This is a genomic window from Bacteroides sp. RCH18, from assembly GCF_058231005.1.
Window position 1 is genome coordinate 1,628,843 of sequence record NZ_JBIPTC010000001.1, and the last position, 13,570, is coordinate 1,642,412.

14 protein-coding genes are annotated in these 13,570 nt (G+C 43.8%); 7 read left to right on the forward strand and 7 right to left on the reverse strand.

Features of this window, described 5'->3' with window-relative positions:
• Positions 1 to 99: 99 nt before the first annotated feature.
• From ACHLI0_RS06610 to ACHLI0_RS06635, 6 genes are all read left to right on the forward strand, one after another.
• A complete protein-coding gene (locus ACHLI0_RS06610) occupies positions 100 to 1,299 on the forward strand; it encodes an MFS transporter (protein WP_055221954.1) in 1,200 nt (399 codons plus the stop codon).
• Complete coding sequence (nth, locus tag ACHLI0_RS06615) at positions 1,296 to 1,973, forward strand: endonuclease III (RefSeq protein ID WP_151210093.1); 678 nt, start codon at positions 1,296 to 1,298, stop codon at positions 1,971 to 1,973. The genes ACHLI0_RS06610 and nth overlap by 4 nt, the downstream gene beginning before the upstream one ends.
• Positions 1,974 to 2,066: 93 nt before the next feature.
• Positions 2,067 to 3,326, forward strand: coding sequence for a phosphoglycerate kinase (locus ACHLI0_RS06620; protein ID WP_008763375.1), 1,260 nt, complete (start codon positions 2,067 to 2,069; stop codon positions 3,324 to 3,326).
• Between the two features lie 88 nt (positions 3,327 to 3,414).
• On the forward strand, positions 3,415 to 4,386 hold the full coding sequence (locus ACHLI0_RS06625; protein WP_258973169.1) for an ABC transporter substrate-binding protein: 972 nt from the start codon (positions 3,415 to 3,417) through the stop codon (positions 4,384 to 4,386).
• Between the two features lie 62 nt (positions 4,387 to 4,448).
• A complete protein-coding gene (locus tag ACHLI0_RS06630) occupies positions 4,449 to 5,441 on the forward strand; it encodes a porin (protein ID WP_490749555.1) in 993 nt (330 codons plus the stop codon).
• A 48-nt stretch (positions 5,442 to 5,489) separates the two neighbouring features.
• Entirely contained in the window at positions 5,490 to 7,694 is a 2,205-nt protein-coding gene (locus ACHLI0_RS06635; protein ID WP_490748706.1) for a tetratricopeptide repeat protein, read from the forward strand.
• On the opposite strand, the gene ACHLI0_RS06640 is transcribed toward ACHLI0_RS06635, so the two are convergent.
• Genes ACHLI0_RS06640 through ACHLI0_RS06660 form a run of 5 tightly spaced genes read right to left on the reverse strand, consistent with a single transcriptional unit; the run spans position 7,689 to position 10,479 of the window.
• Positions 7,689 to 8,270, reverse strand: coding sequence for a Maf-like protein (locus tag ACHLI0_RS06640; RefSeq protein WP_011107938.1), 582 nt, complete (start codon positions 8,268 to 8,270; stop codon positions 7,689 to 7,691). The two genes, ACHLI0_RS06635 and ACHLI0_RS06640, sit on opposite strands and share 6 nt — an antisense overlap.
• Before the next feature lie 30 nt (positions 8,271 to 8,300).
• A complete protein-coding gene (locus tag ACHLI0_RS06645) occupies positions 8,301 to 8,822 on the reverse strand; it encodes a KdsC family phosphatase (RefSeq protein WP_048695643.1) in 522 nt (173 codons plus the stop codon).
• Entirely contained in the window at positions 8,803 to 9,597 is a 795-nt protein-coding gene (locus ACHLI0_RS06650) for a Rossmann-like and DUF2520 domain-containing protein (protein WP_413555588.1), read from the reverse strand. Before ACHLI0_RS06650 ends, ACHLI0_RS06645 begins: the two co-directional genes overlap by 20 nt.
• Positions 9,598 to 9,604: 7 nt before the next feature.
• Positions 9,605 to 9,940, reverse strand: coding sequence for a hypothetical protein (locus ACHLI0_RS06655; protein ID WP_008763370.1), 336 nt, complete (start codon positions 9,938 to 9,940; stop codon positions 9,605 to 9,607).
• A 2-nt stretch (positions 9,941 to 9,942) separates the two neighbouring features.
• A complete protein-coding gene (locus ACHLI0_RS06660; RefSeq protein ID WP_055221928.1) occupies positions 9,943 to 10,479 on the reverse strand; it encodes a nitroreductase family protein in 537 nt (178 codons plus the stop codon).
• A gap of 99 nt (positions 10,480 to 10,578) precedes the next feature.
• On the opposite strand from ACHLI0_RS06660, the gene ACHLI0_RS06665 reads away from it, so the two are divergent.
• Positions 10,579 to 10,764, forward strand: a complete 186-nt coding sequence (locus tag ACHLI0_RS06665; RefSeq protein ID WP_008763368.1) for a hypothetical protein — start codon at positions 10,579 to 10,581, stop codon at positions 10,762 to 10,764.
• 113 nt (positions 10,765 to 10,877) lie between these two features.
• Here the strand turns inward: ACHLI0_RS06665 and ACHLI0_RS06670 are convergent, their stop codons facing one another.
• Together ACHLI0_RS06670 and ACHLI0_RS06675 are read right to left on the reverse strand one after the other, a co-directional pair.
• Positions 10,878 to 11,420: a beta-class carbonic anhydrase gene (locus tag ACHLI0_RS06670; RefSeq protein WP_008763367.1), complete on the reverse strand. Its 543-nt coding sequence runs from the start codon at positions 11,418 to 11,420 to the stop codon at positions 10,878 to 10,880.
• 186 nt (positions 11,421 to 11,606) lie between these two features.
• Positions 11,607 to 13,562, reverse strand: a complete 1,956-nt coding sequence (locus tag ACHLI0_RS06675; protein WP_490748707.1) for a RagB/SusD family nutrient uptake outer membrane protein — start codon at positions 13,560 to 13,562, stop codon at positions 11,607 to 11,609.
• Positions 13,563 to 13,570: the final 8 nt, after the last annotated feature.

The following is a 13,570-nucleotide window of genomic DNA, read 5'->3' on the forward strand; positions in this document are numbered from 1 at the left end:
GACGGTAATTGGGACATTGGCATTTAATCAATATACCGATTACACTGAAACGGGATGACTTATCACCGTTCCGATCAGCAAATAGAACGTTCACTTATTATGGCAAAGGATAGACTCATTACTCCCGGTTATTGTTTCATCTTGGCAGCCAACTTCCTGCTCTACTTCGGTTTCTGGTTGCTGATTCCTGTTTTGCCGTTCTATTTATCCGAGTTCTTTCAGGCAGGAAATTCCACAATCGGCATCGTGCTTTCCTGTTATACGGTAGCTGCACTCTGCATCCGCCCGTTTTCCGGCTATCTGCTGGATACGTTTGCCCGTAAGCCGCTTTATCTTTTCGCTTATTTCATCTTTATGCTGATGTTTGCGGGATATCTTATCGCCGGCTCGCTTACCTTATTTATTATATTCCGAATTATCCATGGAGTCTCTTTCGGCATGGTCACGGTAGGCGGAAATACAGTAGTCATTGACATTATGCCCTCTTCCCGCAGAGGTGAAGGGCTGGGCTATTATGGGCTGACCAATAATATCGCCATGTCCATCGGACCGATGTTCGGACTGTTTTTGCATGATGGAGGGGCTTCTTTCGCTACGATATTCTGCTATGCGCTCGGTTCCTGTATGCTGGGATTCCTGTCCGCAAGCCTGGTGAAGACGCCTTATAAACCACCGGTAAAGCGTGAACCGATTTCACTCGACCGTTTCATTTTATTAAAAGGAATGCCTGCGGGACTCAGCCTGTTGCTACTCTCCATCCCCTACGGAATGACCACCAATTATGTGGCCATGTATGCCCGTGAAATAGGGATTCATACACAAACAGGTTTCTTTTTTACCTTTATGGCGATCGGTATGGCCATTTCCCGTATATTCTCAGGAAAGCTGGTGGACCGGGGAAAGATAACCCAAGTAATTGCCGCCGGACTCTATCTGGTGGTGGTCAGTTTCTTCCTGCTCGCATCCTGTGTATATCTGATTCAATGGAATGATACTGCCTGCACCATTCTCTTTTTCGGAATTGCCCTGCTGATGGGAATCGGATTCGGAATTATGTTTCCGGCATTCAATACTCTGTTCGTAAACCTTGCCCCCAACAACCAACGGGGAACAGCTACTTCCACCTACCTGACCTCATGGGATGTAGGAATTGGTATCGGCATGCTGACCGGAGGATATATAGCCGAAGTCTGTTCGTTTGACAAAGCATATCTTTTCGGTGCCTGCCTGACAGTAGTTTCCGCTGTCTATTTCAAATTAAAAGTAACGCCTCACTACCATAAAAACAAGCTACGATGAGAAAGAAAGAACGTTATGAAAAAGTAATCGCATGGTTTCAGGAGAATGTTCCTGTAGCCGAAACAGAATTACATTACAATAATCCGTATGAATTACTGATCGCTGTAATCCTTTCTGCACAATGTACGGATAAACGAGTGAATATGATCACTCCGCCTCTCTACAGGGACTTCCCTACTCCGGAAGCTCTCGCTGCCAGTACTCCGGAAGTTATTTTCGAATATATCCGGAGCGTGTCTTATCCGAATAATAAAGCCAAACATCTGGTAGGAATGGCTAAAATGCTGGTTAATGACTTCAACAGCAAAGTGCCCGACAACATGGATGATCTGATCAAACTTCCCGGTGTAGGAAGAAAGACTGCCAATGTGATTCAGTCCGTCGTTTTCAACAAAGCCGCGATGGCGGTTGACACCCACGTTTTCCGTGTCAGTCACCGCATCGGACTGGTGCCGGACAGCTGTACGACTCCATTCAGTGTAGAGAAAGAACTGGTGAAGAACATTCCGGAAAAATTGATACCCATAGCCCATCACTGGCTTATTCTGCACGGTCGTTATGTTTGTCAGGCACGTACGCCGAAATGTGACACCTGCGGTTTGCAAATGATGTGCAAATATTTCTGTAACACTTATAAAGTTACAAAAGAGGCACCAAAAGCCAAGAATAAATAACGATTTAATAGCAAGGAACCGAAATAAATAGTAACTTTGCGGTCGATCAAAAAAGAGAATATTAAAAACACTTTTAAATAAAAATAGAGTATTATGCAGACAATTGACAAATTCAATTTTGCCGGTAAAAAGGCATTTGTTCGCGTGGACTTCAATGTACCCCTGGACGAAAACTTCAACATTACAGATGACACTCGTATGCGTGCAGCTCTTCCTACTTTGAAGAAGATTTTGGCTGACGGCGGTAGCATCATCATCGGTTCTCACCTGGGCCGTCCGAAAGGCGTTGCCGACAAATTCTCTTTGAAACATATCATCAAACATCTGTCTGAACTGCTGGGCGTTGAAGTTCAGTTTGCTAACGACTGCATGGGCGAAGAAGCTGCTGTAAAAGCTGCTGCTCTGCAACCGGGAGAAGTTCTGTTGCTCGAAAACCTTCGCTTCTATGCTGAGGAAGAAGGCAAACCAAGAGGTTTGGCTGAAGATGCTACAGACGAAGAAAAGGCTGCTGCAAAAAAGGCTGTCAAAGAAAGCCAGAAAGAATTCACCAAGAAATTGGCTTCTTACGCTGACTGCTACGTAAACGACGCATTCGGTACAGCTCACCGTGCACACGCTTCTACAGCTCTAATCGCTAAATACTTCGACACTGACAACAAGATGTTCGGTTACCTGATGGAGAAAGAAGTAAAAGCTGTTGATAAAGTATTGAACGATATCCAACGTCCGTTTACTGCTATCATGGGTGGTTCTAAAGTTTCTTCTAAAATCGAAATCATCGAAAATCTGTTGAACAAGGTAGACAACCTGATCATAGCAGGTGGTATGACTTATACATTCACCAAAGCAATGGGGGGTAAAATCGGTATCTCTATCTGTGAGGACGATAAACTTGACCTGGCTTTGGATCTGATCAAGAAAGCAAAAGAAAAAGGTGTAAACCTTGTACTGGCTGTTGACGCTAAAATCGCTGACGCTTTCTCTAACGACGCTAACACTCAGTTCTGCGCTGTTGACGAAATTCCTGACGGATGGGAAGGTCTTGACATCGGTCCTAAGACTGAAGAAATCTTCGCTAACGTAATCAAAGAATCCAAGACTATTCTTTGGAACGGTCCTACAGGTGTATTCGAATTTGAAAACTTCACTCACGGTTCACGTACAGTAGGTGAAGCTATCGTTGAAGCAACTAAGAACGGGGCATTCTCACTTGTGGGTGGTGGCGACTCTGTAGCTTGTGTTAACAAGTTCGGTCTGGCTAGCGGCGTATCTTATGTTTCTACAGGTGGTGGCGCATTGCTCGAAGCAATCGAAGGAAAAGTTCTTCCGGGTATCGCTGCCATTAATGAATAATGAATTTATAACAATGTAATTTTAGATACGAGGGCAGTTCTTTGTGAAAAGAGTTGCCCTTATTTATATCTGACCCATCAACTAAGGTATGAAGAGAGCAGCACTCATATTCTGTATCCTCCTTTTCTTCCTTTATTCTTGCCAAAGAAAAAAAGGAGAAAGCGTCTTTCTGCCTTCAACAGAATTACAACCACTCACATTGGGAATGCTCCCGACTCTGGACGGACTGCCTTTTCACATAGCCAAAGCGCAAGGAATCTACGATTCGCTGGGGTTGGACCTAACCATCCTTTCTTTTAAATCCGCCTATGACCGCGACGCAGCATTCCAGTCCAAATCACTGGATGGCATGATCACCGACTATCTCAGTGCAGTAACTCAACAGGCTATCCACCATACCGACTTAGGAATCATATTGAAAAATGACGGTTATTTCTGTTTTATAGTCTCCAAAGAAAGCGGTATCAACCAACTTCAGGAACTCAAAGAAAAAAATATAGCTGTTTCACGTAATACGATTATTGAGTATGCAACTGGACAGCTACTGAACAAAGCGGGAATCAGTCAGGCAGAAGTGAACAAACCGGAAATCACCCAGCTTCCTCTTCGCCTGCAAATGCTGCAATACGATCAGATTGACGCATCCTTCCTCCCCGACCCTGCCGCATCCATCGCAATGAATGCCCGCCACCGATCTCTGATCAGCACACAGGAATTGGGAATTGATTTCACCGTCACCGCTTTCTCCCGAGAAGCCATAAACGAAAAAAGAAGAGAAATCGAACTATTAATCACCGGATATAATCTGGGAATAGACTATATAAAAATGCACCCGCAAAAAGAATGGAAACAGGTATTGATAGAGATCGGCGTTCCGGAAAACCTGACCGGCCTCATTGCACTCCCTGTTTACAGAAAAGCGGAGCGCCCCTCAGCCAATGCCCTGGATAAAGCTGTAACATGGCTGAAAACAAACAACCGGATACCTCAGACATATTCCGGATACAAAAGTCTGATAGATACAACTTTTATAAAAACAAATTCAACTACTATCAAATAACAACTAATCACATGCGAAAAACACTCTTTCGACTCTCAATGATCGCGTTCACCCTGCTTGGTATGCAGAGTACGCTCACCGCACAGGAGAAAACACCGTTGAATCAAGTGGTCAATACACTGAAAGAAAGAATCAGTCTGGCCGGTTATGCACAATTGGGCTATACGTATGACGATGCCGCCGATCCCAACAATACATTCGATATCAAACGGATCATCTTTATGGCACACGGTAAAATCACCGACAGATGGACATGTGATTTCATGTATGATTTCTACAACGGCGGTATGCTGCTCGAAGTATATACAGACTACCGGATCCTTTCCGGACTTACAGCACGTATCGGAGAATTCAAAGTTCCTTATACCATTGAAAACGAACTGTCTCCCACTACGGTGGAGCTGATCAACTGCTATTCTCAGTCAGTCTGTTATCTGGCGGGAGTCAGCGGCAGTGACAAATGTTATGGAATGACTTCCGGACGAGACATCGGTATGATGATTCACGGAAAATTATTTCATGATTTCCTCCAATACAAATTTGCTGTCATGAACGGACAGGGCTTAAACACCAAAGACAAAAACAGTCAGAAAGATGTAGTCGGCAATCTGATGGTGTATCCTAACAAATGGCTGTCTGTAGGAGGATCTTTCATTCGGGGAACAGGACACGCCATAGGTGACTCCCAATATTCGGGAATCAAAGCAGGAGAAAATTATGCCAAGAAACGCTTGAGCCTGGGAGGGGTTGTTACCACTTCCGCATTCAACTTCCGTACGGAATATCTTGCAGGAAAAGACAGAAACGTAAAAAGCGAAGGATTCTATGCGACAGGCAGCGTACGTTTATTACAAAATTTTGACTTTATCGCCTCTTTCGATTATTTCAATCCGAACAAAGCGGCAGATTTCAAACAAAATAATTACATTGCCGGACTGCAATACTGGTTTTATCCCAGATGCCGTGTGCAGGCACAATACACTTTTTGTGATAAAAAAGGAGACGGACAAAAGGATTCTAATCTGATACAAGCACAGGTGCAAGTCAGATTCTAACTTTTTGGCATCCTTTTTGTTCTATTACCTATAAATAATTGAACCATTATGAACGAAAAAACGATTAATGAACAATACGCCTATATACGCACTCTGCTTGAAGAAAAAAGACTTAAAGAAGCTCTGATGCAGTTGGAATCCCTGCTCTGGCAATGTCCGGACTGGGATTTACGTACCCGCTTGGAGCAACTGCAAACCTCCTACAAGTATATGCTGGAGTATATGCGCCAAGGTGCAAACGACCCAGAACGCTGGAATGTATACAGAAAACTCATAGCTGATACCTGGGAAATAGCCGACCGTTCGCGCCTGCTTATGCTGGACAATGCTTCATCAAGATATTATCATGAGGTACGCCGCACTCCCCGACCGGAAAGTCTGTCAGCATATACACTCAAAAAATTGATGCACATGCTGGAGTCATTCAATGACGACTTGGCAGTCAGCGGACTGCTGTCTGACGAAAAGATGGACGAGGTACTGAAACGGCATGAAGAAACACTTAAATATATGTTTCTGCAAACATGGACCAACAGTGCATGGACTCCCGAAGAGGAAGAGGATGCACAATCCATGCTTACCTCCGAACTTCTTCCGGTGAACGACCTGTGCCTGTTTATCAGTGCTGTCACATTAAGTCTGATGGAATGCTTTGACCTGCGTAAAATCATGTGGCTGCTGGACGCTTACCGCCATCCGGATGTCAATGCCGGTCAACGTGCACTGGTAGGTGTCATTTTCATTTTCCATATCTACAGGAACCGTCTTTCACTCTACAATGATCTGGTCAAGAGAGTCGACCTCATGGATGAGATTCCTCCATTCAAAGAGGATGTGGCACGTATCTATCGCCAAATGCTACTATGCCAGGAAACAGAAAAGATAGACAAGAAAATGAGAGAGGAAATTATTCCTGAAATGTTGAAGAATGTTTCGTCCATGCGGAACATGAGATTCGGCTTTGAGGAGAATGAGGATGAGAACGATGACAAGAATCCGGATTGGGCGGATGCTTTCGAACAATCAGGACTGGGAGACAAGTTGCGCGAAATGAATGAACTGCAACTGGAAGGAGCCGACGTATACATGAGTACATTTGCGGCACTGAAAAGTTATCCGTTCTTCCGGGAAGTACAGAATTGGTTTTACCCGTTCAGCAAGCAGCAATCCGATGTCATCAAGCAACTGAAACAGGAAGGTAACGAGAAAAATACATTGCTGGATTTAATTCTTCAATCGGGATTTTTCAGCAACAGTGACAAGTATTCACTCTTCTTTACGATCCGGCAGTTGCCAAAGGCGCAGCAAGACATGATGCTAAGCCAGCTCGGTGAACAACAAGTGGCAGAACTGACCGAGAAGTCGAGTGCGGAAACAATGAAGAAATTCAATGAGCGATCGGGAACCGTCAGCAATCAATATCTGCATGACCTGTACCGTTTCTTCAAGCTCAGTGTACGCCGCCATGAGTTTAGGGACATCTTTAAGGAGAAACTCGATTTACACCACATTCCTGCACTTAGTAACGTATTATATAGTGAAGATATCCTGTTCCCGATCGCAGATTTCTATTTAAAGAAAGAACGCTGGAATGAGGCAATAGAAGTGTACGAGGAAATGGAAACGATCGGAGCACTTCAGGAAAGAGGTGCGGAATATTATCAGAAACTGGGATATGCCCTGCAAAAAAGCAAGAAGTATGCAGAAGCGATCGGTGCTTATCTGAAAGCGGATACACTGAAACCGGATAACATCTGGAACAACCGCCATCTGGCTATCTGTTACCGGTTAAACCGAAATTATCAGGCTGCATTGAGCTATTATAAAAAGGTGGAAGAAGCTACACCGGAAGATACCAATGTTATTTTCCATATCGGCAGTTGCTTGGCCGAACTCGGACAATACGAAGAAGCTGCCAACTACTTTTTCAAACTGGATTTCATCGAAAGTAATTGCATAAAAGCATGGCGTGGCATCGGGTGGTGTTCATTCATCAGCCGGAAATACGAACAAGCCATGAAATATTACGAAAAGATCATCGAACAGAAGCCACTGGCTATCGACTATATGAATGCCGGACACGTCGCATGGACAATGGGAGACATTCAGAAAGCGGCCGCCCTGTACGGCAAGTCAATCACAGCCAACGGAAACCGTGAACGCTTTCTGGAGATGTTCCGGAAAGACGAGGAAGCTCTTCTCAAACAAGGTATTCAAGAAGAGGACATCCCGTTAATGCTGGATTTATTATAACTTCTTCAGCTCCCCGTACAGTTTCTGTATGGGGAGTCCCATGATATTATAAAAGCTGCCCGAAATAGACTTTACCCCTATATATCCGATCCATTCCTGCACTCCATACGCTCCCGCTTTATCCATAGGCTGATATTTGTCCACATAATACCGGATTTCCTCTTCGGACAAAACATCAAATTCCACATCGGATGCAGCAGTAAAGCTCTTTTGCCATTCAGTGGTCGTAAGACAAACACCGGTGAACACCTGATGTGACTTACCGGACAAAGAACGGAGCATTTCGACCGCTCCTTCCCGACCTTCCGGTTTTCCAAGCACTTTACCATCGAGCCAGACAATCGTATCTGCCGTAATCAACAGTTCCCCCGGTTGCATAATACTCCGATAAGCATCCGCCTTTTCGCGAGAGATATATTCCGGAATCTCAGCACCAGCCAGATCAGCTGGATATGATTCGTCCACATCCGGTAATGTCCTGACCACATAATCCACTCCCAAACCTGACATCAGTTCTTTCCGGCGGGGAGAATTGGAGGCTAATATAATCTGATATTTATCTAAATTTCCAAGCATAGTTTTATTTATCATTTAGTGATTTACAACTCACCAGCCGAAAGCATCTTCCGCCATCCACTTGCCATGAGCTTTCAATACTTGTTCCACCACATCACGTCCACAGCCACGACCGCCATCGGCATGAGATATATACTTTGCAACCGACTTAACTTCCGGAACTGCATCTTTGGGACAACAAGGCAACCCGCACTCACGCATCACTTCTATATCAGGCACATCATCGCCCATATACAGAATTTCGTCATCAGACAGACCGTATTTATCACGGAAATCACGGTAATCATGAATTTTCACCGCAGAACCCATATACAGATCCTTCACACCCAATGCAGCAAAGCGGATACGTACCGCTTCTGTCCGTCCGCCGGTAATGATAGCAATGTGGAGTCCTTTCTTTACCGCCAGCTGAATGGCATAACCGTCTTTGATATTCACTGTACGCATCGGTTCTCCGGAAGGATGCAACGGGACTGTTGTCGAACTCAATACTCCGTCAACATCAAAAGCCAGTGCTTTGATGCGGGATAGATCATAATTGATGGTGCTCATGGATACTTTTACTCATTAATTTATAAATTTCCTGCAATGCCTGACTGTCTGCCAGCATAGAAAGATGCTTATTCATCACATTCTCGTCATAGCGTACAGCCGGTCCGGTCTGCGCATCACGAGGAGCGAGTTCATGCACTTTGCGTGCCGTTTCGTCAATCAGGGGAAGCATGACATCAAATGGCAAATGATATTTTTCCAGCAATTCGGCGGCAAGAGCATACATATGGTTGGTAAAGTTACAGGTAAAGACAGCTGCCAGATGAAGACTTCTGCGTTGCTCCGAATCGGCTTCGTACACCTTATCAGAGAGTGTACCGGCAACCGCTTTCAGCAGCTCGGCATCTTCCGGTCTTTTTGCTTCAATAAAGAAAGGTACTTCCCGAAAATCAACTTCACGTTGTTTGCTGAACGTCTGCATCGGATAAAATACTCCGTAACGTTCCGCATGACCTTCCCAAATATTCATCGGGATGCTGCCTGCCGTATGTACCAGCAGTGCATGCTGCTTCCCATCAGTGATCTGAGGCAACAGTTCGACGAAAGCGGCATCTTTCAATGAAATAATATATAATCTCGCTTCTTTCGATACGTCTTTTAAATCAGTGATATATTCCGCTTCCACTTCATTGGCTAACGTACGAGCCGATTCTTCCGTCCGGCTGTATACCTGCATGATACGGAATCCTTTCCGATAAAGCGCTTTCGCCAGATTAGTTGCCAGATTTCCGGCACCGAGAAACACAACGGGCGTATCTTCAATACTTCTTTTCATTGTTTCTTCAACGTTTTGAAACCCAAAATAAAATAATTCCGATGATCAACAGTGCCAATGGCAACAGATAACCGGACAAGGAACCGAGCAATGACATTACCAGACCGATATTCATCACCAGCCACAGTCCCAACAGCACAAAGCCGACCGACTTGTCACGCTTGAAAATAAGAAAACTGATAGAGGCATACAACAACAAATTGTCCTTATTCATCACCCAAGGCAAACCTATAGAAGCAAAGGGGAGCAGTTTATTTATCAGGAAAAGAGTTCCGATGACAATAAAAGCGACGGCAGTAGCCTTATAAGTATCTTTATTATTATTTGCTTTGACAGCTCCCATCGTTACTTTCCTCCAAACTTATTAATATGAATTTTCTCCCACTGCAGGTGTTCTTCATTGAAAGGCTTACGTTCCATTCCCTTATGTCCGATGGCAATCACGGAAAGAATCTGCAGTTGCAAAGGAATATCCAAAATTCCATGAACAAACTCGTCAGACGGCATTCCGGTTGCAGTGAAACGTTCGCGAACCTGTACCCAACAGCTTCCCAGCCCCAAATCTTCGGCCTGCAACTGTATCATGATGGAAGCAATAGAAGCATCTTCAATCCAGACATCGCTCGCCAACGGATCTGCCATCACGACAATCGCCAAAGCAGCGTCTGCAATGAAAGAAGAAGCCTGTTCTTTACAATGAGACAGTTCTTTCAGCATTTCTTTATCATCGACTACCACAAACTGCCAGCTATTACTACGTTTGGAACTAGGAGACATCAAGGCCGCTTTCATCAGTGCCACAACCTCATCCTGTGTTAACTCCTCATCCGTAAATTTGCGCATACTGCGGCGATTCTTTATCAGTTCACTGAAATTTTCCATATTATTTCCGTTTTCATTTGATTTATGTATGCAAAGATAGCGCAAACCGATCGTAATAAGAAATGAAATTGTATCTTTGCACTGAGAAATATATTCATTATGAAAAAACGAATTACACAAGACGATTACATCAAAGCGAATCGTAAAGCCAGCCGTGAGGCAGAAATCAAAGAACACGGACACCCCGTTTGTTACAAACGAGTGCATGAATCAAAGAAAGTATATAACCGCAGAAAAATAAAGGCAGCCGATAAAAAGCTGCCTTATTTTTTTCATTTGGGATAGTGTCGGTATCCCAATGACATAGTGACACCATGAGACAGTGATAGTGACACTATCCTGTTGCGATAGTGACACCATGTTTTATGCAGTTCCTGATAGGCAGAAAGGGCGATTTCCTATACAATTCGCGTCAGTTCTCCAGTAGTGGAGTCTATGATAAACCCGTGTACTTTCACGTCCGACGGAATCAAAGGATGATGAACTATAAAATCGACCGTTCCCCTTACCGACTTCTCCGTATCTTCAAAGCCATCGAGCCAAGAATGAAAATCGACCCCGCAAAAACTCATCATATGAATATAATCGGCATTAATACCCCGTGCCTTCATCTTCTCAAGCATTTCTTCACTGTGCATATGGCAGGCTCCACAATCAGAATGGGCAATCACCATTATTTCCTCCACACCTAACTCGAAGATAGCGACAAGCAGACTGCGAATCACACTACCGAAAGGATGGGAAATGACGCCTCCTGCATTCTTGATCATTTTAACGTCTCCGTTTTTAATGCCTAGTGCGGCCGGGAGTAAAGCTGTCAGACGTGTATCCATACAGGATAAGATAGCAATCTTTTTATCGGGATATTTATTCGTTATATATTCTTTATATCCCTCGTTCTTAACGAACTCTCTGTTATAAGCAAGCATTTCTTCTATCATAACGCTATTTTGTTTGGACACACAAAAATAAAGAAAATAATAAAAGGCTGTATCAGGAAACAATGAAAATATGCCGGAAATCCTTTTTAAACTTTTACGCAGGATACAGGTCTGGAAACAAAGAGCCGGACAAGAGAAATATTCTGCCCGGCTCCTATTAATTATGCTTGATTATTAATTAACTGATTAATAACCGGCGTTTTGTCCGAATTCTGCCGGATTATTGATCGCATCCAGATATTTCGTAGGAATAGGACGCAAATAGAATTCTTTCTTAAAGTGCTCGGCAGCACGCTTATTATAAGCAGCCAAACGAGTCTCAAAAGCAGCATTACGTTTCAGCAAATACCAGCGGCCACATTCGCCACAAAGTTCACGGGCATATTCATCGAAAACATAATTCAGATCCACTTGCGACTCACTGACCGTACCGGCACCGGCACGCGTACGGAGTACATTAATATATTTGGCAGCATCTCCCTTGTTCAAGCGTACCGATGCTTCAGCAGCAATCAGGTAAACTTCCGCCATACGCATGATCATCACATCCACAGTTTTTCTCTGAACGTCTCTGCCGACAAACTTATTGCCCGGCATATTGAATTTAGAAAGAGCCGGATAAATAGATAGCCACAAAGCACTGGCAGCACTAGGCTTGTCATAGGTAGCTCTGGCTATTCCATTCTCATCGTAAAGATCGAAAACATTAAGAACCAACCCCGGATATTGAGCTTTTTCCTCTTCTGTCAGCGTCTTCAAAGAACAATAAACGGCATATTGATGAGCTTCTGCCGGATCTAAAGGCATGGCAGGATGAAGAATATTACCATCTGTTTTATCCTGAGTAGTCTTCGCTGTTCCATCTGCATTCCAGATAGCCAGCTGGCAGTAATTAGCATCGGCTGTACTATTGGATTCCAAGTTAAAATGAGGATAAACTTTCTTACCTATATTAGATGCGGGAATACCAAATTTAGCAGCAAGTGTGCTTGTGATTTCTTTGGCACACGCTGAACCTCCATATTCATAAGTCGCCCCCCATGCCGGTATAGAATAAGACGAGTAAGCTGAGATAAATGAATAGCGAAAACGAGAGTCGTTCATATCAGCAGCAAAACAATCCATCAGATATTTGGATGGCAGGAAGATATTACTGTTCGGACGACCGTATACGAAGTTTGAAGTCTTGTCTACCAAACCCAGGTCCGTATATGTTCCCAACGAAGGTAAGAAGTGACGGAACATTTCACTTTGTGAGTAGTTACCATTGGTGTAAGCGTCCGAATTTCTTTCGGCACCCGCAGCAATGAACAAAGCTTCTTCATTGTTACGATTATTATTTTCGTTGAATACATCGGCAAAAGCAGGATGCATATACCACTCATAAATCGCTTTATTATTAATCATGGTTGTCGCCGTATCATAGGCTTTTTCCAGAAAGCTGACACCATCGGTATCTTTCAGATCATAACCGGCACCATTAATATATGCACGTGCCAATAATCCCATCGCCGATTTCTTTGTAACGCGGCTATAGTAATCACTGAAACTTACGGGCAGATTCTCTACGGCAAACTTCAGGTCTTCGATAATGGCAGCATAAATTTCGGGAACGGTAGAACGGTGAGCATCAAAAGAAATATTCTCGCTATCGGCAGCCTTCAACTGCAAATCGACATTTCCAAACTGCTCTACCAGATTCATATAATAGTAAGCACGTAGACATCTGGCCTGTGCCACACATTCATTAATTTCAGTCTCATCCCCTGTCACATTCTCAGCTCCGTCAATCACAATATTACAGCTGTTGATACACAGATAAGAATATTGCCACACTTTATAATAATAGCTATCATCGGTTTTCATACCGTTATAACTATGATAACGCTGATAGCTGGAGCCCGATTTAGGTTCTTCCCAAATATCAGTACCCGCTTCCGTACAAACCAGATAGTCACTACTCTGATAGATGTTGTTGATCAAGGCTGTATAGCACGAGTTGGTGAATGCCTTATAAGTATCCAATGTATAAGAACCATCGGAGAACTGACCCGAGTTGTTGGGGTTCACTTCATCAAGACTGCAAGAGCCCCAAGAAAAAACACCGGCAACAAGTAGAACTAAACTATATATCTTTTTCATATTGCTAT

What these genes read in the sequence shown, in the direction of transcription:
- ACHLI0_RS06655 (WP_008763370.1), bottom strand. Translation starts at nt 9,940, where the DNA reads ATGGGAGCTGTCAAAGCAAATAATAATAAAGATACTTATAAGGCTACT.
- ACHLI0_RS06640 (WP_011107938.1), bottom strand. Translation starts at nt 8,270, where the DNA reads ATGCTTGGAAATTTAGATAAATATCAGATTATATTAGCCTCCAATTCT.
- ACHLI0_RS06645 (WP_048695643.1), bottom strand. Translation starts at nt 8,822, where the DNA reads ATGAGCACCATCAATTATGATCTATCCCGCATCAAAGCACTGGCTTTT.
- nth (WP_151210093.1), top strand. Translation starts at nt 1,296, where the DNA reads ATGAGAAAGAAAGAACGTTATGAAAAAGTAATCGCATGGTTTCAGGAG.
- ACHLI0_RS06620 (WP_008763375.1), top strand. Translation starts at nt 2,067, where the DNA reads ATGCAGACAATTGACAAATTCAATTTTGCCGGTAAAAAGGCATTTGTT.
- ACHLI0_RS06670 (WP_008763367.1), bottom strand. Translation starts at nt 11,420, where the DNA reads ATGATAGAAGAAATGCTTGCTTATAACAGAGAGTTCGTTAAGAACGAG.
- ACHLI0_RS06635 (WP_490748706.1), top strand. Translation starts at nt 5,490, where the DNA reads ATGAACGAAAAAACGATTAATGAACAATACGCCTATATACGCACTCTG.
- ACHLI0_RS06610 (WP_055221954.1), top strand. Translation starts at nt 100, where the DNA reads ATGGCAAAGGATAGACTCATTACTCCCGGTTATTGTTTCATCTTGGCA.
- ACHLI0_RS06630 (WP_490749555.1), top strand. Translation starts at nt 4,449, where the DNA reads ATGCAGAGTACGCTCACCGCACAGGAGAAAACACCGTTGAATCAAGTG.
- ACHLI0_RS06665 (WP_008763368.1), top strand. Translation starts at nt 10,579, where the DNA reads ATGAAAAAACGAATTACACAAGACGATTACATCAAAGCGAATCGTAAA.
- ACHLI0_RS06675 (WP_490748707.1), bottom strand. Translation starts at nt 13,562, where the DNA reads ATGAAAAAGATATATAGTTTAGTTCTACTTGTTGCCGGTGTTTTTTCT.
- ACHLI0_RS06660 (WP_055221928.1), bottom strand. Translation starts at nt 10,479, where the DNA reads ATGGAAAATTTCAGTGAACTGATAAAGAATCGCCGCAGTATGCGCAAA.
- ACHLI0_RS06650 (WP_413555588.1), bottom strand. Translation starts at nt 9,597, where the DNA reads ATGAAAAGAAGTATTGAAGATACGCCCGTTGTGTTTCTCGGTGCCGGA.
- ACHLI0_RS06625 (WP_258973169.1), top strand. Translation starts at nt 3,415, where the DNA reads ATGAAGAGAGCAGCACTCATATTCTGTATCCTCCTTTTCTTCCTTTAT.